14 protein-coding genes and 1 pseudogene are annotated in these 23566 nt (G+C 67.0%); 4 read left to right on the top strand and 11 right to left on the bottom strand.

The genetic code is table 11. The features are described 5' to 3' along the window. Positions 1–24: 24 nt before the first annotated feature. Positions 25–1566, bottom strand: coding sequence for a choline-sulfatase (gene betC / locus FZ029_RS22205; protein WP_149271959.1), 1542 nt, complete (start codon positions 1564–1566; stop codon positions 25–27). Positions 1567–1677: 111 nt separating this feature from the next. On the opposite strand from betC, the gene FZ029_RS22200 reads away from it, so the two are divergent. After that, positions 1678–2610 (top strand): LysR substrate-binding domain-containing protein, encoded by a 933-nt coding sequence (locus FZ029_RS22200; RefSeq protein ID WP_149271958.1) that lies wholly within the window; start codon positions 1678–1680, stop codon positions 2608–2610. 39 nt (positions 2611–2649) lie between these two features. Here the strand turns inward: FZ029_RS22200 and FZ029_RS22195 are convergent, their stop codons facing one another. Continuing rightward, the gene (locus FZ029_RS22195; RefSeq protein WP_149271957.1) at positions 2650–4032 is read right to left on the bottom strand and encodes a PLP-dependent aminotransferase family protein; all 1383 of its coding nucleotides are present in this window, start codon (positions 4030–4032) and stop codon (positions 2650–2652) included. 258 nt (positions 4033–4290) lie between these two features. Between FZ029_RS22195 and FZ029_RS22190 the strand changes: the two genes are divergently transcribed. Further along, entirely contained in the window at positions 4291–5580 is a 1290-nt protein-coding gene (locus tag FZ029_RS22190; RefSeq protein ID WP_149271956.1) for a hydroxymethylglutaryl-CoA reductase, degradative, read from the top strand. 51 nt (positions 5581–5631) lie between these two features. Further along, a complete protein-coding gene (locus FZ029_RS22185; RefSeq protein ID WP_211104189.1) occupies positions 5632–6858 on the top strand; it encodes an ABC transporter substrate-binding protein in 1227 nt (408 codons plus the stop codon). Positions 6859–6913: 55 nt separating this feature from the next. Here FZ029_RS22185 and FZ029_RS22180 read toward each other — a convergent pair whose 3' ends face one another. The 9 genes and pseudogenes from FZ029_RS22180 to FZ029_RS33665 all read right to left on the bottom strand — a co-directional run. Further along, positions 6914–8653: a M14 family metallopeptidase gene (locus FZ029_RS22180; protein WP_149271954.1), complete on the bottom strand. Its 1740-nt coding sequence runs from the start codon at positions 8651–8653 to the stop codon at positions 6914–6916. Next, the gene (locus FZ029_RS22175) at positions 8650–9504 is read right to left on the bottom strand and encodes an ABC transporter permease (protein ID WP_149271953.1); all 855 of its coding nucleotides are present in this window, start codon (positions 9502–9504) and stop codon (positions 8650–8652) included. The genes FZ029_RS22180 and FZ029_RS22175 overlap by 4 nt, the downstream gene beginning before the upstream one ends. 5 nt (positions 9505–9509) lie before the next feature. Further along, positions 9510–10433 carry an ABC transporter permease gene (locus tag FZ029_RS22170; RefSeq protein WP_149271952.1) on the bottom strand — a complete coding sequence of 308 codons (924 nt, stop codon included), beginning with the start codon at positions 10431–10433 and terminating at the stop codon, positions 9510–9512. A 281-nt stretch (positions 10434–10714) separates the two neighbouring features. Continuing rightward, positions 10715–12250, bottom strand: a complete 1536-nt coding sequence (locus FZ029_RS22165) for an ABC transporter substrate-binding protein (protein ID WP_149271951.1) — start codon at positions 12248–12250, stop codon at positions 10715–10717. 49 nt (positions 12251–12299) lie between these two features. Continuing rightward, positions 12300–14090 carry an ABC transporter ATP-binding protein gene (locus FZ029_RS22160; RefSeq protein WP_348771134.1) on the bottom strand — a complete coding sequence of 597 codons (1791 nt, stop codon included), beginning with the start codon at positions 14088–14090 and terminating at the stop codon, positions 12300–12302. Between the two features lie 214 nt (positions 14091–14304). After that, on the bottom strand, positions 14305–14490 hold the full coding sequence (locus FZ029_RS22155) for a hypothetical protein (protein WP_149271949.1): 186 nt from the start codon (positions 14488–14490) through the stop codon (positions 14305–14307). After that, positions 14487–15635, bottom strand: coding sequence for a PepSY domain-containing protein (locus FZ029_RS22150; protein ID WP_149271948.1), 1149 nt, complete (start codon positions 15633–15635; stop codon positions 14487–14489). Before FZ029_RS22150 ends, FZ029_RS22155 begins: the two co-directional genes overlap by 4 nt. Before the next feature lie 36 nt (positions 15636–15671). Continuing rightward, positions 15672–18140: a TonB-dependent receptor gene (locus FZ029_RS22145; RefSeq protein ID WP_247892438.1), complete on the bottom strand. Its 2469-nt coding sequence runs from the start codon at positions 18138–18140 to the stop codon at positions 15672–15674. A 215-nt stretch (positions 18141–18355) separates the two neighbouring features. Beyond that, positions 18356–18496 (bottom strand): annotated as a pseudogene (locus FZ029_RS33665) (IS1595 family transposase); the annotation flags it as partial. 409 nt (positions 18497–18905) lie between these two features. On the opposite strand from FZ029_RS33665, the gene FZ029_RS22140 reads away from it, so the two are divergent. Beyond that, positions 18906–23516: a chemotaxis protein CheB gene (locus FZ029_RS22140; protein WP_247892437.1), complete on the top strand. Its 4611-nt coding sequence runs from the start codon at positions 18906–18908 to the stop codon at positions 23514–23516. Positions 23517–23566: the final 50 nt, after the last annotated feature.

Below are 23566 nucleotides of genomic sequence, written 5' to 3'. Positions count from 1 at the left end.
CGTCCGGCGCGCCGTCGCGCCGTCCTATTGCACAGAGGTACCAGGGCGCGGGAAGCGCGCCATGGCTTCCAGATCGTCGAGATCCAGATGGTTGCGCATATAGCTGGTGCCTGCGTCGGTGAAGGGCTGGAAATCCCAGGAGCGGTGCTTCCCCTGTCGCAGCGCGTCGGCCACCAGGAGGCGCCGCTGCTGACTGGCGACAACCTCCTCATGCAGGCGCGCCAAGTCCCAGCGCTGTTCCACCTCGGCGCGGTAGCGTCGTACGGCATCGGCCGCCGCGGAGCCGACGGTGGGCTGCTCCGCCCGGTTCACCAACTCGTCCGGGTCGTCGGACAGGTCGTAGAGCTGGTCGGGATCGGCCGGCGAATGGATGAATTTATCGCGGCCGCGCCGGATCATCACGATCGGGGCCAGGGCACCTTCGGCCAGATATTCGCCGATCACCTCGTCGTGACCGCCGCTGCGCTGAAGGTGCGGCAGCAGGCTGCGCCCGTCGATCGGCGTCCGCCAGCTTGGCACCGCTCCGTCATGGGCGAGTTCGACCAGGGTCGGCAGCAGATCCATCGACGAGACAGATGCGGCGACCCTCCCGGCCTGGAACCAGCCCGGCGCCCGGACGATCAGCGGGATACGGCAGGCGGACTCGAAGAAGCTCATCTTGTACCACAGCCCGCGTTCGCCCAGCATGTCGCCATGGTCGGACAGCAGGACGATGACGGTATCCTCGGCCAGTCCGGTTTCCTCCAGCGCGCCCATCAGCCGACCGATCTGGTCGTCCACATAGGAAACGGCGCCGTAGTAGGCGCGGCGGGCATTGCGGATCTGCCGTTCGCCGAGCGGCATCTCGTCCATCGCGCAGACATGGCGCAATCGCCGCGAATGCGGGTCCATCGCGTCCGGCGCCAGGGTGACGCGCGGCAGCGGCACCTCCGCGTCGGTGTGGCGGTTCCAGTAGCGCTCGGTGATGGCGTAGGGGTCGTGCGGATGGGTCAGCGACACCACGAAGCAGAAGGGCCGTTCCCGCCGGCCGCGGGCGATGTCGTACAGCTTGCGTTCGGCGGTGAAGACCACCTCCTCGTCGAAGTCGAGCTGGTTGGTGCGCAGGCAGGGGCCGGCGTCGCGCACCGAACTCATGTTGTGATACCAGCTCGGCCGCTCCTGGGGCCGGGTCCAGTCCGGCGTCCAGCCGAAATCGGCCGGATAGATGTCGGTGGTCAACCTTTCCTCGAAGCCGTGAAGCTGGTCGGCCCCACAGAAGTGCATCTTGCCGGACAGAATGGTCTGGTAGCCGGCCAGCCGCAGGTAATGGGCAAAAGTGGGGACTGTGGAGGGAAATTCGGCGGCGTTGTCGTAGCCGCCGATGGCCGAGGGCAACCGCCCCGACAGGAAGACATAGCGCGAGGGGGCGCAGAGCGGGCTGTTGCAGTAGGCGCTGTCGAACACCACGCCGCCTTCTGCCAGACTGTCTATGTGCGGCGTCCGCACCGTCGGATTGCCGTAGGCGCCGAGCGCCTGCGGGATCATCTGGTCGGCCATGAGGATAAGGATGTTGGGGCGCCGTGCCATATCCGCCTGCTTCATACCGTTTGTGGACAGATCGTTCGGGAACGATAGAATTGACGCACCCAACAGGGGTCGTGAAGCTCCTGTCTCATCATGGTGATATGAAGGGTGCTCATGGGAAAGGACCGCCTGCCACCGCTGCGCACCCTGCTTTTCTTCGAGGCGGCCGGCCGGCTGCTGAGCTTCAGCGCCGCCGCCCGCGAGCTTGCCTGCACCCAGTCGGCCGTCAGCCACCAGATCGGCTGGCTGGAGGCCGATCTGGGGACGGCGCTGTTCCGTCGTCTTCACCGCGGGGTCGCGCTGACGCCGGACGGCGTGCGGCTCTACGAGGCGACCCGCGAGGCGCTGGACGGCATTGGTGATGCGGTGACCCGCATCCGTGACAGGCACCGGCCGGGCGTTCTGAACGTCGCCACCGATTTCGGTTTCGCCTCCGGTTGGCTGTTGCCGCGTCTCGGCGCCCTGCGCCAGCTTTTGCCAGAGTTGGACGTGCGGATAGTGACGACGCAGAACGCGATCGATCTGCGCCGCGAGGCGGTGGACATCGCCATCACCTTCGGCCACGGTCATTGGCCCGGTTGCGAGGCGGAACTCCTGTTCCCCGAACGGGTCCTGCCGGTCTGCAGCCCTGCCTTCCGGGCGAGCCGCGCCCCGTTTGCCGCCGGTGCCGCCGCCGACCCGGCCGATCTGGCGTCCCTGCCACTCCTGCATCTGGAATCAATCGGGCCGGCCGCCTGGCTGTCCTGGAGCGACTGGTTCACCCTGCACGGACTGCCAGTGCCGGCCGGCGGCCAGGACCTGACCTTCAACAATTATCCACTGGTCCTGCAGGCTGCCCTGATGGGGCAGGGGGTGGCCCTGGGATGGAGCCCGCTGACCGACGAGCTGATGCGGGACGGGCATCTGGTTGCCCTGATCGACCGGCCGATCCAGACGGAACGGGGCTATTTCCTCGTCGTCTCCAGCCGGCGCAAGCCGGATGAGCGTCGCGATCGCTTCCGCCGCTGGGTGATCGAGGAAAGCCGCCGGGATGGCGACCGTAGATAGCGCCCTTTGTGGCGCAGCGGCGGGTCGGCGCGGCGCCGGTTACCGCGCGCCCTGTGCGTGCAGACGGTCGCCGAGAAATGCAATGAAGCGGGGGTCGTCGGCGTAGGCGATGTTGATCCGCATTGCCGGCGCGGTGGCCGTCCGCGTCGGCAGGAACAGCGTGCCGGGTGCCAGGAAAATCCCCTGTTCCGCAGCTTGGCGCACCAGATCCGCCTCGTCGATGCCGTCGGGAAGCTCACCCCACAGATAATAACCGCCGGGAGCGGCCGGCGGCAGTCGGACGCCGATGCGGGTAAGTGCGAGCGTCGCCTTTTCCGTATGCTCCCCGATCAGCGTCTTCAGCCGGCGCAGATGTCGAAGATATTGGCCGGAGGCGATGAAGGCGTAGACCATCCGCTCGACATAGTCGGAGGTGCTGACCACGGTCAGCATCTTGACGTCGCACAGCCGGTCGATCAGCGGGCGCTTCGCTGCGACGTAGCCGACACGGAGGCTGGCCGACAGGGTTTTCGAGAAGGTGCCGACATAGATGACCCGTTCCAACTGGTCGAGCGCGGCGAGCCGCGGGCTGGCGGCGGGCAGGACATCGGCGAAGGGGTCGTCCTCGACAATGTGCAGGCCGTGCTGTTCGGCAATCCGCAGCAGGCGGTGCGCGACGGCGGGGGTGATCGAGCCGCCGGTCGGGTTGTGCGCCAGCGACTGGGTGAAGAACAGCTTCGGCTTGTGGGCGGCGGCCTTGGCGGCGAGATCGTCGAGGTCGGGGCCGTCGTGGCGACGCTGGACGCCGACGATGCTGATGCGCGACAGCCGGAGCTTGCCGAACAGCGGGTAATAGCCGGGGCTGTCGACCAGCACTGTGTCCCCCGGTTCCAGCATCTGGCGGGCCACGAGGTCGAGCGCGTGGTTGGCGCCCTGGGTCAGCAGGATCTGGTCCGGCGACGCCGTGATCGACCGCTCGCCGAGCGTCAGCGCCAGCCGCTCCCGCAACGGCAGGAAGCCCCAGGGGGAGCCGTAGCCGTGTTCCGGCGTCAGGCCGCGGCTTGCGGCCAGGAAACGCGGGCTGCCACCGACCTCAAACCGCTCCATCCAGGACGGCGGCGGCCGGCCGTCGCCGATCCGCACGGCATAGCTCTGCACCAGCTGTTCGCGCAGAAGGGACACGAAGTCCACTGCCTCTGCGACATGGGCGGACTGCTGCCCCACCACCGCGTGGCGGACGCGGGCGACGTAATAGCCGGCCCCCTGCTTCGCCTCGACATGGCCCAGCGCCACCAGACGGTCGTAGGCCTCGGCCATGGTGTTTTTCGAGACGCCATGCTCGACGGCGCCGGCCCGTACCGACAGGAGGCGCTCCCCCGGCTTCAACAGACCCTCGCCGATCAGGCCGGCGATCCTATCGACGATGCTGCCCACCCGTGTCATCGCATCACCGCTGCAGTGTCCCAACGAACGCGCTGGTACAGTGTCCCGGAGATTCCGGGAAACTGTCCCTTGTGCTGTCCCTTTGTATCACTGATCATCAATTGAACGAATGGTGATGGCGGGACGGCCCGCGGTGCCCGTTCGACCGGCATCACCCCAGCACCACCATTATCCCGCCTCCATAGTCCCATCCGGTGCGCGCCTCTGCGCGGCGCCGGAGGGGGATGCATCCACAAAGCGCACGGACAGGGTTCAGGAATGATCGACACCACCCGCAGTTCCCGCATCTCCGGATTCCACAAGAAATCGCCTGCGGAGCGCCTGGGCATCGTCTCGGACTTCGCCGGCCTCGATGCCGCCGCGGCTGCGCGGCTGTCGGACACCGGCAACCTGGATCTGGGGCTTGCCGACCGTCTGGTCGAGAACGTGATCGGATCGATGAATATCCCGCTGGGGATCGCGACCAATATGAGGGTCGACGGCGAGGATGTGCTGATCCCGATGGCGACGGAGGAGTCGTCGGTCGTCGCCGCAGTCTGCAACGCGGCCCGGCAATGCTATGACGCCGGCGGCTTCACCACCTCGATGTCCGGCACATTGATGATCGCACAGATCCAGGCGGTCGACGTGGCCGACCCCCATGCGGCCCGCCTGCGCATCCTCGGGCGACGCGAGGAGATCAAGGTGATCTGCGACGGCTGCGACCCGGTGCTGCTGTCCTTCGGCGGCGGCTTCCGCGACGTCGAGGTGCGTGTGCTCGACAGCCAGAGCGGCCCGATGCTGGTGACCCATCTGATCGTCGATACCCGCGACGCAATGGGCGCCAACGCGGTCAACAGCATGGCGGAGGCGCTGGCTCCCCACATCTCCGCCTGGACCGGCGGTCGGGTGTATCTGCGCATCCTGTCCAATCTGGCCGACCGCCGGCTGGCGCGGGCGCATGCGGTGTGGCCGCTCGACCAGATCGGCGGCGAGGCGGTGCGCGACGGCATCGTCAGCGCCTATCACTTCGCAGCCGCCGACCCGTATCGCGCCGCCACCCACAACAAGGGGATCATGAACGGCGTCAGCGCCGTCGTGCTGGCGACCGGCAACGACACCCGCGCGGTGGAGGCCGGCGCCCATGCCTTCGCCGCCCGCAGCGGCCAGTATGGCAGCCTGACCCGCTTCGAGGTGACCGCCGACGGACAGCTCAGCGGCTCCATCGAACTGCCGATGGCGGTCGGGCTGATCGGTGGCGCCACCAAGGCGCACCCGACGGCGCAGGCCTGTCTGAAGATCCTGGGAGTGACCAGCGCCGAACGTCTCGCCCGCATCATCGCCGCGGTCGGACTGGCACAGAACTTCTCGGCGCTGAAGGCGCTGGCGACCACCGGCATCCAGAAGGGCCACATGGCCCTGCACGCCCAGAACATCGCGATGATGGCCGGCGCGGTCGGCGATGAGATCGACCGCGTCGCCGCCGTGCTGGTGGAGCGCGGCAGCGTGCGCCAGGACATCGCCCAGGCGGTCCTGCAGGACCTGCGCGGCGGGGCCGCCGGCGCCTGACGGCAGCGGGCAAAACCGTCGAACATCAAAATGAAAAAGGGGAGGACCTTGATGAAGACCGGATACACGCTGGCCGGCATGGCCGCGGCCAGCCTCGTCGCATTGTCGATCGGCACCGTCCCGGCATCGGCCGAGATCGCGAACCACCGGGTGAAGCTGGGGGTGCTGACCGACATGAGCGGCTTTGCGTCCGACAGCACCGGGCAGGGCTCGGTGGTGGCTGCGCAGCTGGCGGCGGAGGATTTCGCCAAGGAGCTGCCCGGCGTCACCATCGAGGTCATCCACGCCGACCACCAGAACAAGCCCGACATCGGCGCCGCCACCTCGCGCCGCTGGCTGGACCAGGAGCATGTCGACGCGATTCTGGACGTGCCCTTCTCGTCGGTGGCGCTGGCGGTGAACGAGGTGACGCGCAATTCCAAGGCGGTCTTCATCGCCTCCGGTCCCGGCACGACCGAGCTGACCGGGCCGAAATGCTCCCCCAACACCATCCAGTGGACCTACGATACCTGGGCGCTGGCCAACGGCACGGCGCGGGCGGTTACGGAGAGCGGGGGCAAGCGCTGGTTCTTCATGACCGCCGACTACGCCTTCGGTCATGCGCTGGAGCGCGACGCCTCGGCGGTGGTCAAGAGCATGGGCGGCACCATCGTCGGCAGCGTTCGCCATCCGCCCAACGCGTCCGATTTCTCCTCCTACCTGCTGCAGGCGCAGGGCAGCGGTGCGCAGGTCATCGGGCTCGCCAACGCGGTGGGCGACACCATCGGGTCGGTCAAGCAGGCGACCGAGTTCGGCATCACCGCCGGCGGTCAGCGGCTGGCCGCCCTGCTGATGCAGTTGAGCGACGTCGCCGCCGTCGGGTTAAAGGATGCGCAGGGATTGTATCTGACCGAGGCCTTCTATTGGGATCTGAATCCCGGCACCCGCGCCTTCGCCGACCGCTTCGCCGCCCGGATGGACGGGCGCCGTCCCACCGGCAACCAGGCCGGCGTCTATGCCGGCGCTCTCCATTACCTGAAGGCGGTCAAGGCGGCGAACAGCATCGACGCCACCGTCGTCGCCGCCAAGATGCGGGACCTGCCGACCGATGATCCCCTGTTCGGGAAGGGCAGTGTCCGCGTCGACGGCCGGGCGGTCCACGACATGCTGTTCTTCGAGGTCAAGAAGCCCGAAGAGTCGAAGGGACCTTGGGACTTCTACAAGCTGATCAAGACGATCCCCGGCCCCGAGGCGTTCCGTCCGCTGTCGGAAGGTGGCTGCCCGCTGGTGCAGAAGTAAGGCCGGTCGTCGTGCCGGCTTCGAAGGGAGCCGGCACGACCCAATCGACCGCCGGTCAGCTCACGACAAGCTCCTGCCAGGCCTCGTAGGCGGTGAGCGCCGTCGCCATCTGTGCCGTATGGCCCTGGATGAAGGCATCGCCATAGATGGTTTCGTCCGGATATTCGGTGATCAAGGTCACCGGCACCGTGCTGCGTTCATCCAACGACGACAGGCAGGGGAAGCCGTTGATGAGGCGGAACCCGGTCTCGCCGGCATGGATTTCATAGAGCGCGATCTGTTCGGCGTTGCGGGCAGCCAGTTCCGGAATCGTGGCAAGATGCGCCGTCACCCGGTCGAGCAGGCGCTCCGCCGCCGTCTCCCAACCCGCGTGGTGGCGCATCACCAGGAAGAAGCCCTTGGGCAGGGTCCACATGGCGAAGTTGCGCGGCACATAGCCCGACAGCGGCCGGGTCCATTCATGCGAGGGGTAGCCGTGCAGGTTCAGGTGGAGACGGGCACCGCTCCGCCGCTCCGCTTCGAGCCGGATGGCCTTTTCATTCAGGTGGGGACCGGCATCCACAGGGTTGCGGTATTCCAGGTCGTCGCCGAGCGCGGTGTAGCGCGCCGCGTGGTGCATGTGGCGCGGGTTGTCGGCCCGCAGCCGGTGATGCAGGGCGTAGCCGTCCGGGTTCTCCAGGGGCGACACCGTGAAATGCGCGCCCGGACGCTGCGCCAGCCGGTCCGCTGCGCGCAGGGCGCCCACCACGCCGGTCGTCTCGTTGGCGTGCTGGCCGCCGCTGATCATAACCGGTGCGTCGCTGCCCCGCACATGGCGGGCGAGCACCCGGCGTCCGCTGCGCGTCCCCGCCTCGAACGGCTCGCCGCCGATCCGCTCCAGCCCGGCCCGGATCGCCGCGTTCCCGATCGGAGCGGCGGCGCGGTCCAGCGAGGCGGCGTCCAGGGGATCGTCGGCGGCCGTAACGGCGTCGCGCGACAGGGGGCACAGCTCCACCCGCACCCGCACCGTGCCGTCGCTCAGTTTGATGTCGGGCGCGATCTGGCCCGGCTTCAGCCCGCGGTCGCCGAGCGGCCGGCCGGACTTGCGCTGGAACACCTCCAGCAGGGAGAAGTAGAAGTCCTCGTGCAAGGCCTCGCGCAGGCTCACGACCTCGTCGGCGAAGCCCAACGGTTCGTCCGACGCCGGATAGTCGGCGCGGATGCTCAGTTCCTCGAAATAGGGCTCGCCGCCGGTCCAGGGGTGGCCGGCGATGGCCGTCATGGCGGCCTCGAACAGCCGCTCGTAATCGGCTTCCAGCCGTTCGCCCTCTCCATCGCCGCCCAGGCGCAGCCAGCCGGTCGGCGAGACGCTGGTTTCCCCCGCCATGTCGGTGTGGACGCGGTTGGGCGCGGCCACCCGCCGCTCCTCCCGCCGGCCGTCCTTGAAGGTCAGCGTCACGTCGTAATGGAACGCGGCATCGGTCCGCGGGTGGAACGCCACCTCCGCCCCCGCCAGCAGGGCGGCCAGCGGATAGGCCTCCAGCAGGAAGCGGTTGGCGGGAGCCTGCGGGTGGACCGGATAGGCGACGGTCACGGCCGCCAGATCGCGGGGCTCCACCTCTTCCAGGAAGAAATGCAGCAGGGGCTTGTAGGCGCTGCGGATTCGGGCGGACACGCCACGCTCCGCGAGGCGCCGTTCGGCGGCGCGGCGGCTCTGCGCGTCGTCGAAGGTCCAGGCCTCCGCCATCTCGCCTTTCAGCCGGGCGCACAGGTGATCGAGCGTCCGCTCGAACGAGGCTTCGAACAGGACGGTCATCGAGAGGTTCTCCCGGTGGGGTCGAGGCTGTCGCGCAGCCAGTCGCCGAGCAGGTTCAGGCCCAGCACGGTCAGAAGAATGGCAAGGCCGGGGAAGACGCTGACCCACCAGGCGACCTGGAGATAGGTGCGCCCCGAGGCCAGCATGCCGCCCCAGCTGGGGATGGTCGGATCGATGCCGAGCCCGAGGAAGGTCAGGCTGCTTTCCAGCAGGATGTTGTTGGCGACGTTCAGCGTCAGCAGCACGATCACCGGGCCGATCAGGTTCGGCAACAGGTGCTGGACGATGATCCGCCAATCCTTGACCCCGATGGCGCGGGCGGACTGGATGAACTCCCGCTCGCGCAATGCCAGGACGGAGCCGCGGACGAGTCGTGCGTATTGCACCCACTGCGACACGATCAGCAGGATGATGGTGTTGGTCAGGCTGCCGCCGACGATGGCGATGAAGGTGATCGCCAGCAGGATGAAGGGCAGCGCCAGCTGCACGTCGGCGAAGCGCATCACCACGATGTCGCAGATGCCGCGGTAATAGCCGGAGATCAGGCCCATCAGCACGCCGATCACCGCCGCCCCCGCGACCGAGACGAAACCGACCAGCAGCGAGATCTTGCCGCCCGCAACGACGCGGGCCAGCACGTCTCGCCCCAGCGGGTCGGTGCCCAGCGGGTGCGCCGCAGTCCGGAAGGGCGGCGACAGGCGGGCCATCAGGTCCATCTTGTCGGCGCCCCCGGGGAACAGCTGCTCGGAAAAGAGCACGGCCAGGCAGATGACCAGGGTCAGCGTGGCGCCGAGCAGGAATTCGAGGTTGCGGAAGCGCGGGGAGCGCAGGAAGGAGAGCGCAGGGGCCATGGCGGTCACGAGGTCCGGATGCGCGGATCGACCAGCCCATAGGCGATGTCGACCAGCAGGTTGACGCCGACGATCAGCAGCGACAGGACGGTGATGACGCCCTGAAGCACTGGGTAGTCGCGGGCGGCCACCGCGTCGAAGGCCAGCGTGCCGAGCCCCGGCCAGTTGAAGACGCGCTCCACCACGACGATGCCCCCCAGCAGGCCGCCGAACTGCAGGCCGAAATAGGTGATCAGCGGGATGGCGCAGTTGCGCAGCGCGTGCTTGTAGAGGACCTTGCCCTCGCTCAGCCCCTTGGCGCGCGCCACCATGACATACTGCGACTGCAGGGTTTCCAGCATGGCGCTGCGCACCAGCCGCACATTGGTCGCGGTCAGGATGACGCCCATGGTGACCGCCGGCAGGATGAAGTTAGAGGGGCTCTCCATGCCGCTCGGCGGCAGCCAGCCCAACGTGATGGCGAACAGCAGCACCAGCATCGTCGCCAGCCAGAAGTTGGGCACCGACAGGCCGACCAGCGACAGGATGCGGATCGCCTGATCGGCGACCCCGCCCCGCGATGTCGCCGCCCTGATGCCGAGCGGAATGGACAGGGCGATGGATACGGCCATCGACACCAGCGCCAGCAGCAGCGTGGCCGGCAGCGCGTCGGCGATCAGCCGCGACACCGGAGTGCCGCCAAGGAAGCTGTTGCCGAAGTCGAACCGCAGCAGTCCGGTCAGGAAGCCTCCGTACTGGACGAGGAAGGGCCGGTTGACCCCCAGCGCTTCGCGGATGCGCTCCAGGTCCTGTTCGGTGATGCTGCCCGCCCCTTGCGTGAGCATGAGGGCCGGATCGCCCGTCAGGCGGATCGCGAAGGAGACGATCAGCGTCACCACGACCATGACGAAGACCGCCTGGATCAGGCGCTTGAGAAGGAATCCGGCCAAGACTTGCCATCCTCGAAAAATGGGCCCGAATAAAGCGAGCGAAACCGCATCCGGCACCGCCTCACCCCCTCGGAGGGGCAGGGCGATTGCTTATGAAATCTAGAGTTCCATAAGAGGACTTCCGTCATCCCCGCGAAGGCGGGGATCCAGGAAACGTTCGTGCAGAGCGACTGAAACGGCTGGATTCCCGCCTTCGCGGGAATGACGTCTTTCCTTGTACAGGACCATTATTGCCATATGCGATTGCCCCCTTGGAGGGGAGAGCGGTGCCGGATGCGCGGTCAGTCCACCGTCACTTCGGTCAGCTTCGGACGGTTGTCCGAGGCCGGCGGGAAGTTCTTGACCCGCTTGGCGACGCCGTAGATGGCGTTGGAGTTGTAGAGCGGCATCTCCAGCGCCTTGTCGGCGACGGTGCGCGCGATCTGCTTCAGGATGCGCTCGCGCTCCGCCACGTCGGTGATCGCGCGCTGCGATTCCAGCAGCTTGTCGAGATCGGCGTCCTGCTCGTACGGGTTCCACTTTTCGCCGGAATGGTACATGGCGTAGGCGGTGTTGTCGTAGTCGAAGGTCCAGCCGCCCCATTTCTGCTGGAACATCGCGCCGGTCTTGCCCTGCGGGATGATATCGTTCAGCAGCACGTTGGTCTCGTACGGCTTGATCGTCGCGACGACGCCGACCGCGCCCAGATAGGCGGCGACGGCCTGGGCCACCTCGTTCATCGTGGCGTCGTTGCCGCGGATGTCGATCTGCACCGTGGCGCCCGGCTTCACCCCGGCCTGGGCCAGCAGGGCCTGCGCGCCCTTGGGATCGAAGGGCAGCGGCTTCAGCGCCGGGTCGTAACCGAAGGAGAGTTCTCCCTGGAAGCTGGCGATTTCCGACGCCTGGCCGGCCAGGATCGACTTGACGATGGCGGCGCGGTCCACCGCCATGATCAGCGCCTTGCGCACCCGCGGATCGGCGGTGATGCCGGACTTGGTGTTGAAACGCAGCGCGTCCACCGTCGGCCCCGGAATGCTGATGACCGTCAGCTTCGGGTCGGCCTGGATGACCGGGACCATGCCGATGGGAATGGTCGGCGGCAGGACGGCGTCGACGCGGCCGGCCTGAAGCTCCGCGACCGCGGTCGCCGGCTCGGTGATGAAGCGGTATTCGACCTCCGACAGCTTCGGCGCGCCGCCCCAGTAGTTGGGGTTGGCCTCAAGCTTGATTCCGGTCTTGGGGGCATAGGAGACGAACTTGAAAGGCCCGGTGCCGACAGGATTGACGTTGAAGAAGGCGTCGCCCTTCTCCTGGATGTATTTCGGCGGGACGATCATCGCGCCATAGCCGGCCAGCTTGGTCAGCAGGACCGGATCGGGCGCCTTCAGCTTGAGATCGACGGTGGTGTCGTCGATGACCTCGACGCTTTCAATGGCGATGTAGTTGGAGCGCTGCGGCCCCTTCGCCCCTTCCTCGCCCAGCAGCCGGTCGAAGGTGAACTTCACGGCGGCGGCGTTGAACGGCTCGCCGTTGTGGAAGGTCACGCCGCTGCGCAGCTTGAAGCGGATGCGCTTGCCGCCGTCCATCTCGGTCCAGGATTCGGCCAGTCCGGGCACCAGCTTTCGGTCCGGGCCGCGATAGGTCAGCCCGTCGAAGATGTTGGTGCCCACCGAGGCCCAGTTGACCAGGAAGGTGTCGATCGGGTCCCAGCTTCCGGGATCCTGCGGCGATGAGATCGTCAGTTTCCCGGCGGCCTCCGCGGGCGTCGCCGCGAAGGCTGCTCCGGCCAACAGCGCCGCCATGAACGCGGTTTTGATCCCCTTCACACCCAATGCCATGACACCTGTTCCTTGATCGATGGTTGTTGTTGGTTGAGGCGATGCCGGGTCATGCGCTCCGGCGGACGAAATGGCCCGGCTGCACCTCTTCCAGCGGCAGGACCGCGGGGTCGTCGCCGACGGCGCGGATCGGGCTCGGGATTTCCCCGTCGAGCAGGGCCCGGCGGCTCCGCCGCGACGGGTCGGCGACCGGGACCGCGGACAGCAGGCGGCGCGTGTAGTCGTGCGCCGGACTTTCGAAGATTTGCCGCCGGCTTCCCATTTCCATGATCTGGCCGAGGAAGAGGACGGCCACCCGGTGGCTCATCTTCTCCACCACCGCCATGTCGTGGCTGATGAAAAGGTAGGCGAGGCCGCGTTCGGCCTGAAGATCCATGAACAGGTTGATGACCTGCGCCTGGATCGACACGTCGAGCGCCGACAGCGCTTCGTCGGCGATGATCAGCTTGGGGTCGGAGGCGAGCGCACGGGCGATGCAGACGCGCTGGCGCTGGCCGCCGGAGAATTCATGCGGGTAGCGGGCGGCGTGGGCGGGAGAGAGCCCGACCCGTTCCAGCAGGCCGTCCACCCGTTTGCGGATCTCGCGCTCGCCGTCGAGCAGGCCATGGGTGCGGATCGGCTCCGCGATCGAGAAGCCGACCGTCTTGCGCGGATCCAGCGACGCGAAGGGGTCCTGGAAGATGTACTGGACGTCGCGTCGCAGCCGGTTGCGGTCCGCCATGCCCATCTCCGACAAGGGTCGGCCGTGGAACGAGATGCGGCCGGAGGTCGCCTCCTGCAACTGCTGGATGGTGCGCCCGATCGTCGATTTGCCGGAACCGGACTCGCCGACCAGCGCCAGCGTTTCGCCCGGATGGATGTCGAAGGAGACCTGAGTCACCGCATGGACCTGATGCGTGGCGCGGCCGAGCCAGTTGGTCCTGGACTTGAAGCGGACGGACAGGTCGCGAACCGACAGAAGGGGCGCCGCGCCATAGTCGGCCGTGTCCTGCACCCTGGCCTCGCCCACGGTGGTGACGTGGTCGCCGTCCAGCACGGTCAGCGGCAGGCGGCGGGGATGGTCCTGCCCCGCCATGGAACCCAGCCGCGGCACGGCGGCCAGCAGGGCGCGTGTATAGGGCTGGCGCGGGGTGGCGAAGAGATCGGCGGCGCGGCCCTCCTCGACCTTGCGGCCCTTCCACATGACGACGACGTCGTCCGCCATCTCGGCCACCACGCCCATATCGTGGGTGATGAACATCATCGCCATGCCGAGTTCGGCCTGCAGGTCGCGCATGATGGTCAGGATCTGCGCCTGGATCGTCACGTCGAGCGCGGTCGTCGGTTCGTCCGCGATCAGCAGCCTGGGCCGGCAGGCCAGCGCCATGGCGATCATCACCCGCTGGCGCATGCCGCCCGAGAGCTGGTGCGGGTAGCGCTTCAGGATCTGGGCGGCATCCGGCAGGCGGACCATGTCGAGCAGCCGCCGGGCCTCTTCCGCCGCCGCGGCCTTGCCCATGCCTTCGTGCAGGATCAGCGTTTCGCCGATCTGGTCGCCGATGGTGAAGACGGGGTTCAGCGAGGTCATCGGCTCCTGGAAGATCATGGCGATCTCCTTGCCGCGGATCGCCCGCATCTCCTTTTGTGTGGCCGTCAGCAGGTCGCGCGGCCCCTGGCTGCCCTGGAACAGGATGCGGCCGGTGGGGAAGCGCGCCCCGGCCATGTCGGCGAGCCGCATCACCGACAGCGACGTCACCGACTTGCCCGACCCCGACTCGCCGACGATCGCGAGCGTCCGACCCGGATGAACACGGAAGCTTAGATCGTCGATGACCCGTTGCCCGCCGAACGCAACGGACAAGCCCTCGACGCTGAGCAAAGGTGGCGTGGCCGGCTGTGCGGGAGCTGGAAAGGCGTTCCGGGTGGACGGCTGCATCGGGCGCGGAACCTTGGTGTCCCTATTGTCAAGAGACTGAGGTTTCCCGGATCCACCAGTTCCGTCAATGCATTATTTCGGATCGTTAACCGTGCCCGATGTTATCATCCGGTCCCCGCCGTGGTGTCGTGAGGAGCCGTCAGCGCTCGCGGTTCCGCCAGGACCAGACCGCGGCCAGGATGGGTACGGACAGCGCCGCCCAGGACAGCGCGTCCACCAGGCCGTCGTCCAGCAGGGCGATGACCAGCCCGGCGGTGGTGACGAGCGCGATTGCGGCGGGAAGGCCGAAGATCGCCGGCAGGGGGAGGGGAGCGCGCGGCTTCATTCCGCGGCCTCCCTGGCGACAGCGCGTAGGCTTTGGGGTGCGCCAGCCTGTTCCTGGGCGCCGCGGCGTCGGGCGATCCACAGATACAGGCCACTGCCGAGGATGACGATGGTCAGCACGTCCAGCACCGCCCACAGGACCTTCATCGGCAGCCCGCCATAGTCGCCGAAATGCAGCGGCTGCGACAGCCGCAGCGCGAGCATGTACCAGGGCATGGACCGCATGTCGGTGAAGGCCCCGGTTTCGGCGTCGATCAGGGCGGGGGTCAGGATCCGGTTGGTGGCCGGCGTGGCTCCCTTCAGCCAGACGGCGTAATGGTGGTTGCTGGAGAACCGCACGCCGGGAAAGGCGATGAACTGCGGGCGCATGCCAGGGGCGGCCTCCATCGCCTTGCGGACGGCCGCATCGACGGAGGCGAAGCGTTCCGGCACCGGCTTGCCCTCATAGGGGGCGATCATCGCCGCCAGTTCGTTGGAACGCCAATAGGCGACCAGCGGAACCGACAGGGTGTTGATGACGCCGGTCAGCCCGACCACCATCACCCACATCAGCGTGACGATCCCCAGCATGTTGTGCAGGTCGAGCCATTTCAGCCGACTGCTGCGCCCGGCCCGCACGGTGCCGAAGGACAGCTTGCGCATGAACGGAGCATAGATCACCACGCCGGACAGGGTGGCGAGGAACAGCAGGAATCCCATGAAGCCAAGGAACAACTCGCCGGGCAATCCTGCGAACATGTCCACATGCAGGCGCAGCATCACATGCATGAAGCCCTGGTCGTCGTTCAGGTCGGCCAGAATTCGCGTGGTGCGCAGGTCGATGGCGGAGATGTGCATCTGCGACACCGGCGGGCGGGCGGTCGGGCCGGTCGTGACGTTCACCACCGGCCGGTCCTCGTCGAAGCTGAGGAACAGCGGACGCTCGCCGGGATATGTCGCCAGCGCCGAGGCAACCGCCTCGTCCAAAGATTTCAGGGGTGTATCGGCCGGCATGGGCGGAAGGTTGTCCTCCGCCGTCAGCGCCTCGATCTCGTCATGGAAGATCAGCGGCAGGCCGGTCAGGCACAGCAGCAGCATGAAGAGCGTGCAGATCAGGCTGGTCCACTTGTGGATCAGCGTCCAAATCCGGATGGTTCGGTTGGTCATCGGGCACTCCTCATGCCGCCGTCAGGACTGCAGCGTTCAGAAATCGACCGACAGCGACAGCTTGGCGGTCAGCGGAGCGCCCTGGCTCAGGTAACCGCCATAGGCCGACGCCCAATAGGCCTTGTCGGTGACGTTCTCCACCGCCGCCCGGACGGTGACCGGACGGTTCCGGATGTCGGTGACCATCCGCGCGCCGACGTCGAAGCGGGTCCAGCTTGGGATCTTCAGCGTGTTGGCGGTGTTGAGATACTGCGATCCGGTGTGGATCACGCGCCCGGTCAGCGTCACGGTGGGGAAGGAGGCCGGGAGGAAGGGCAGGTCCCATTCGACGTTGGCGTTGAACTGGTGGCGCGGCACGCCGACGGCGTCCTTGCCCTCGGTCGCGGCGCTTCCGGTATCGGTCATCTCCGGATCGATGAAGGTGGCGCCGCCCAACAGCCGGACGCCCTGCACCGGCTCGCCATACAGCATCAGCTCGATGCCGCGGTTGCGCTGTTCGCCGGACACGCTGTAGATGCGGGTGAACGCGTCGGTGACGCCGCTGGGCTGGGTGGTCTGGAACAGCGACAGCGAGCCGCCGAAGTTGCCGAAGTCCAGCTTGCCGCCGACCTCGTACTGGACGGAGCGGTAGGGCTCGAAGATCTCTCCGGAATTGGCCGCCGTGGACGGGGCGGTCGGCCCCTGCGCCAGCCCTTCGATGCGGTTGGCGTAGAGCGACAGTTCCTCGATCGGCTTCACCACCAGCCCGACCACCGGCGTCAGCGCCGACTGGTCGTAATCGGACGTGCGAGCGCCGTTGGCCCGGTTGAAGCCGCGGACCTGGATGTTCTGCTGGCGCAGGCCGGCGGTGACCATCACCCGGTCATCGAGGATCGACAGCGTGTCCGAGGCGTAGACGCTGCGCAGCACCGACTCGCTGACCTTCGGCGGGTCGCCGACCATGCCGCTGGCCGATGTCGTCGCCGGGCGCGGCAGCCCGACCATGCGGTAGAGGTTGATGGCGGAGGTCGTGCCGAATTCGAAGCCGTTGTTGTTGGTCGTCCGCAGCGCGGAGGCGCCGGCATTCAGCTGGTGCCTGATTGGGCCGGTGTGCAGGTCGGCCCGGAGTCCGGCCTGACCGGTGCTGGTGAAATCCTCGCGCGGGACGGTCAGGCGCCTGACGGTGCCGGTGCCGTCGACCCGCGTGACGGTGGGGGAGGCATAATCGCCGTCCTCGCGCATGCTGCGCATGCCGAAGGCGCCATAGGCGGTCAGGTTCGGCAGGATGTCGTATTCGGCACGGATCTGGCCGAAGGTGTCGCGCATCTGCGAATAGCTCCAGGGCTGCGCATAGTTCTGCGAAGCCGACGGCACCGCCGGGACGAAGCTGCCGAAATAGACCACCGGGCGGCCCTGCTCCACCCGTTGGGTCTGGGTCCCGACGTCGAGCGTCACGCGGGTGCGCTCGCCGCGATAGTCGAGCGCCAGGGAGCCGAGCTTCAGCATCCGCTCCTCGTCGTCGATGGCGGTCTCGCCGCCGCGGACGGCGGCGTTGACGCGCACGCCGAACTGGTTGGCATCGCCGAACCGGCGGCCGACATCGGCGGAAAGGCCGAAGCGGCTGTCCATGGCATAGCTGGCGGTCAGGCGGGTCAGCGGTTCATCCTCCGCCCGCTTGGGCACGAGATTCACGCCGCCGCCGATGCCGGATCCGCTGGGGGCCGCGCCATTCAGGAAGGCGTTGGCACCCTTCAGCACCTCCACCCGTTCGAACATGTTGGTGGCGACGATCTGGCGCGGTGCGGTCCCGTAGAGTCCGTCGATCGACAGATCCTCGCCCATCAACTGGAAGCCGCGGATGACGAAGCTCTCCGCGAAGTTGCCATAGCCGAGGCCGCTGCGCACCGCCGGGTCGTTGGCCAGCACATCGGCGACGGTATCCGCCTGCTGGTTGCGGATGGTTTCGGCGGTGTAGCCGGTGACGGAGAACGGAACATCCATCGCGTCCTGGTTGCCCAGCGCGCCGATGCGCCCGCCGCGCGCCACCTGACCGCCGGCATAGGGCGGGGGCAGGGCGCCGGGACCGCTCGCGCCCCCGCTGCCTTCGATCTGCACCGGGTCCAGCTGGATGGCGCCGCCGGCCGCCGCACGCTCGACCGTCACTGTTTCGGTGTTGAGGAAGCGGGCGACCAGCCCGGTGCCGGACAGCAGGCGGTTCAGTCCCTCGCGCGCGGACATCGAACCGCTGACACCGGGGGAGTTGACGCCCTGCGTCACCGCGCCGGGGCTCAGCACCTGGATGCGTGTCGCGGCGGCGAAGGCGGCGAGCGCTCCGTCCACCGATTGCGGCGCTATGGCGAAGGACACCGCGCCGGCCGGATTCGTTTGCGCCGTCGCTGCGGGGACGTGGGAGAGCAGGAGGCCCGGCGCGATCAGCACCGTCGTCGCCAGCAAACGCCCCAGGAACACGCGGCCGAACCGCTCACCAGCGACGCTGCCCCGGCGCCCGATCATCACCCCGGTCATTCCGGACTTCGCCCCAATCTTCGCAAATGCCATCGCTCGCCTCTGTCATCCGGTGAGAGACCGCGCCGCTTTCTGCGACTGCGTCTCATTATCTTCTTTCCCGGTGATGACGATGGGGATGCGGAGATCCCTGGGAAGTTTTTTAGACCTCCCGGATTTTTTCCAGCGAAGCAGAGGAGAGCGCGATAGGTGTCACGGAAACAACGCCGCCATCATCAACCAAAGACAGCTATGGCGGAGCGGATGCTGATCCCGACGTCCTTGGTCCGCCGGAATTGGCGCCCGACAGCGTAACGAAAGACGGCCGGAAGCTGAAGGGCTGGAGGAAGACGGGACCACAGGGTTTCTGGGCGGTCAGGATCCGCGCAAGCGATTTTCCCATGGGCTGAACCATACATTCCAGTGGAATATCACACGGAGTCGAAGATGGCATCTTGAATACAATCGAATGACTGCCGCGATTTCATGGTCAAGAATTCAGGGATGCCGGACGCCTTAACGTCGTCGTGCATACGAAACTATACCGCTAATGCTTATAATTTTCCAAACACACGACGGCATGCTGTAGACTTCTAAACATATGAATTGGTCGTCGTCCGCATACCGGCCTAATGCCGTCCACCGCACTGCCATCCCACCAAAAAGGTTCGGTATGGCGGTATGGCGGTATCGGCTAAGACCATCGTGGGTCGGGATCGAGGTATGGGATGGAGGCCGGTCATGATTTCAACGGATGAAGGCTCGGACCGATATGGCCAGGAGCCCATGGCTCGGACCGAACGGCGGGACACCCAGACCGGTCCTTTGGCAATCGTCGGAATCGGCGCCTCGGCCGGCGGCCTGAAGGCCATCACCGCGCTGCTCGGCGCCGTGCCGACGGCCAGCCGCCTCGCCTTCGTTGTTATCCAGCACCGGATTCCGAACAACGAGAGGCTGCTGTCCGATCTGCTGGCAAAAGCAACGCCGCTGTCGGTCCAAACGGCGCATGACGGCATTCTGCTGGAGGCCGATCACATATACATCGCTCCCGCGGGCCTGTTGCCGACCATGGAGGCCGGCCAACTGCGTATTCGCGAACCGAAGATGTCGGCCGATGCCAGCCTGCCCATCGACATCTTCTTCCGTACGCTGGCGACCGACCAGCATGAGAAGGCGATCTGCGTCGTGCTGTCCGGGACCGGGGCGGACGGCACCAACGGCCTCCGCTCGATCAAAGAGTGCGGCGGATTGGTGGTCGTCCAGGACCCGACGACCGCCGAGTTCGACGGCATGCCGAACAGTGCCATCGCCACCGGTATGGCCGACTACATCCTGGCGCCGGAGCGCATGCCCGGCGTCATCGTCGACTTCGTTCACCAGCCCTATCTCGGCCCCGTGGCGTTACAGAGTGTAGAGGCGCCGGACGATGCATTGGATGGCATCCTGGACCTGCTGAACGTACAGACCAAGCGAGACCACCGGGCCTACAAACCGCGGTCGCTTTCCCGCCGCATCGAACGGCGAATGGGAATTCACCACATCGGCGACATGTCCGAATACCGGGCCTTTCTGGGCACGCACCCCGCCGAGATCGAACTGCTGTCCCGCGACATTCTGATCAGCGTGACCCGCTTTTTCCGCGATGGTCCGGCTTTCGAGGCCCTGGCTGACGATTTCATCGCCCCGCTGGTGCGGAGCCGGCCGGCGGGCAAGCCGATCCGCGTGTGGGTCCCGGCCTGCGCCACCGGGGAGGAGGCTTACTCCATCGCCATCCTGCTGCTGGAGGCCTGCGCGCAGAATGGATCGTCCCCCGACTTCCGGGTGTTTGCCACCGACGTGGACAGCCGGGCGCTGACCATCGCCCGCACCGGCCTGTATCCGGAAACCATCACGGTGGACGTGTCCGCCGAACGGCTCGACCGCTTCTTCACCAAGGCCGAAGGCGGCTACAAGGTGGCCAAGCCGTTGCGCGACGCGGTGTCCTTCGCTCAGCACGACCTGCTCAGCAATCCACCTTTTTCCAAGCTCGATCTCATCAGCTGCCGCAACATGCTGATCTACATCGAGCCGGATGTGCAGAAGGCCATCTTCGCACTGTTCCATTTCGCTCTGGTCGAGAATGGCGGCCTGCTCCTCGGCACCGCAGAGACAATCGACGCGCGCTCCGACCTGTTCCGGCCATTATCCAAGAAATGGCGCCTTTACCGGAAGGTCGGCACCACCCGCGGCAGCGCGATGTCGGTTCCGTCCACGGGCGGGCGATCCGCGATCACGCTGCCGGCGCCGCCCGCCCCCTTGCGCGGCAACAGCCCGGCCGACCTGATCCGACAGGCGCTATTGCTGGAATATGCGCCTGCGGCTGTTTTGATCGACGGTCAGCACCGGGTCCAATACCTGTTCGGTCCGACCGGCGAGTTTCTCGACCTGCCGACGGGGGAGCCGCCCTGGGACCTGACGGCGATGACGCGCGGGGAGTTGCGCCTGCAACTGCGCCGCGCCGTCGCCCAGGCGCTCGCTTCGCACGGACGGGTCCAGATCTCGGGGATCAGACACAAGCGCCAAGGGGTTATGGTGCCGGTGACCATCCTGGTGATCCCGGTGCGCTTCCCTCGGGCCGGCAACGAACTGCTGCTGGTGACCTTCACCGCCGGCGACGCGGCACCAAGCATCCCGACTGGCGAGGCCCCGGTGCTGCCGGCCGCCATGGACAGCGTCGAACAGCTCGAAAGCGAGCTGCGCATGACCCGCGAGGAGCTGAACGAAACCATTGGGGAACTCAGCGCGACCAGCGAGGCATTGCGGGTCGCCAACGAGGAGATCCTGTCGATCGGCGAGGAGTACCAATCGACCACCGAAGAACTGGAGACATCGAAGGAAGAGCTGCAATCCCTCAACGAGGAACTCAGCACGCTGAACACCCAGCTCCATGAAAAGGTCGACGAGCTGGAGGCGACCACCAACGACCTCGGCAATCTGCTGAGCAGCACCGACATCGCCACGGTCTTCCTGTCATCGGATCTGCGGATCAAGCGTTTCACTCCGCCGGCGACCCGGATGTTCGCCCTGCTGCCGCAGGATACCGGACGCCCGATCACCGACATCGCCCGCCATTTCTCCGACCCCTGCCTGCTGACCGACATCCGCTCCGTGCTGTCGTCCATGACGCCGTCGGAACGGGAAGTGTCGATGGACGGCGACACCACGTACCTGCGCCGTATCCAGCCCTACCGCACCCAGCACGCCCAGGTGGAGGGCGTCGTCATCACCTTCAGCGACGTGACGCCGCTGAAGCGAACCAGCCTGGCCATGGCTCTGCGTGCCCGCCAGTACAAGCTGATCGCCGATCTCGGACGCAAGGATCCCGTCGGGGCCGACGGGCCGGAGACGCTGGCGGAAGCGGCCCACCTCATCGCCGAAGGGCTGGGCGTGGACGGCGTCGCCATCCTCGGCCCCGGCGACGATCCGTCCGGCCGCCGCACCGGGGATGCCGACGACCTTGTCCTCCTCGGTAGCGTCGGATTTTCCGTTCCGCAAGACCCCGCGGTCAGGATCTCCACCGACATGGCAACGCTGGTCGGACGGGTGTTCCGGTCCCGGCAGCCGCTGATCGTCGAGGATTTCGCCACCGATCAGCGCGTCCGCTCCCCTCTGGCGCTGCCCGGCGGTCCGGCCGTCAGCGGCCTGGGCGTCCCCTTCGGCGACGGGACGCGGGGACCATCCGTTCTCGCGGTGCTCAGCCAAACGGCTGGACGGTTCGGAGACGCCGACCTGGAATTCGTCCAAGCCATCGCCAGCGTGCTGGGGCTGGTCATCGAGCGGGCCGGGGTGCTGCGCGCAGCGCGGGCGGAGCGCGATTTCGCCCAGGCCATCGTCGACACGGTGCGCGAACCTCTGCTTGTGCTGGACGAGACGCTGCGGGTGGTCGGCGCCAGTGCGGCCTTCCATCACATCTTCGCCACCACGCCGGAGGACGTGCAGGGCGCCCGGCTGGCCGAAATGGCCGGCGGTCTGCTGGCCGATCCCGGATTGCGCCGGGCGCTGGAACGGATCATCCCCAACGGCACGGTCATCGAGGCGTTGGAACTGACCGTTGGTCGGGACACCGATAACCAGGAGGCCGGCGGCCAAGACGCCGATGGCCGGAACCTCACCCGACGCACCCTGTTGCTGAACGCCCGCCGCCTGAATCAGGCGGGCAGGCTGATCCTGTTGGCGATGGAGGACGTCACCGAGCAGGTGCGCGTCCGCCAGGCCCTCGCCGCCGCCAAGGCCGCGGCCGAACAGGCGAGCGCCAGCAAGACCCGCTTTCTCGCCGCTGCCAGCCATGATCTGCGGCAGCCGGTGCAGGCCCTGATCATGTTCCATCATCTGGTGACCATGCAGCCTCAGGGCGAGGCGGCAGCCAAGCTGCTGGCCAGCATGGGCAACGCGCTGGGCGCCATGACCGTCATGCTTGACGATATTCTGGACGTGTCGCGGCTGGACGCCGGCATCATCCAGGTCATGCTGCGGTCCTGCTCGATCCAGACGATGATCGCTTCACTGTGCGCCGAATTTTCGCCACTGGCCGAAGCAGCCGGCCTGGAGTTGCGCTGCATTCCGACCAACCTGGCGGTGCGGAGCGACCCCAAGCTGCTGGAGCGCATTCTGCGGAATTTCATCGCCAACGCGATCAAATACACCGACAAGGGCGGCATCCTGGTGGGGTGCCGCCGTGCCGGCACGAACCTGCGCATCCAGGTTTGGGACACCGGGCGCGGCATTCCGCCGAACCAGCTGGCCTCGATCTTCGAGGAGTTTCATCAGGTCGACAATCCGGAGCGCGACCGCCGGCAGGGGCTGGGGTTGGGGCTTGCCATCGTGGAACGCCTCGCCACGCTGCTTCAGCACCCGATCCGGGTCCGGTCGACGCCGGGGCGGGGATCGATGTTCGAGATCCTTGTTCCGTTAGCCAGTCAGAACGATCCCGTTCCGAAGGACGAGGAGACGCCGATACCCAACGGAGGCAACGGCGAGCGGGTCGCGGTGGTCGACGACGACCCGGCGGTCCTCGACGGGGTCACCGCCTTTCTTCAGGAACAGGGGTATGAGGTGGTGGCGGCACCAGACGGCGATACCGCCGTGAAACGCTTGGCGAACCAAGCGCCAGACCTGGTCATCGCCGATTTCCGGCTCAAGGGCACGGAAAACGGATCGGAGGTCATCAGCCGGCTGGCGCGGCACTTCGCCGTCCAACTGCCTGGAATCCTCCTGACCGGCGACACCTCGCCCGCACGCATCCGGGAGGCGAGTGCCAGCGGCTTCCTGCTGCTGCATAAGCCACTCAGTCCGGACCCATTGCTGACCGCCATCAGATGCGCCCTGGCAGACCAGCCCTCGACGCGGACGGGTTCCTGATTCCCGACGGCACCGTCAACGGCTCTGTCGCAGCTTTTCCGGCTCAACCC

The sequence above is a fragment of the Azospirillum sp. Sh1 genome (assembly GCF_008365135.1).
Taxonomy (GTDB): Bacteria; Pseudomonadota; Alphaproteobacteria; order Azospirillales; family Azospirillaceae; genus Azospirillum; species Azospirillum oryzae.
This window is presented reverse-complemented; position numbering and strand designations above follow the sequence as displayed.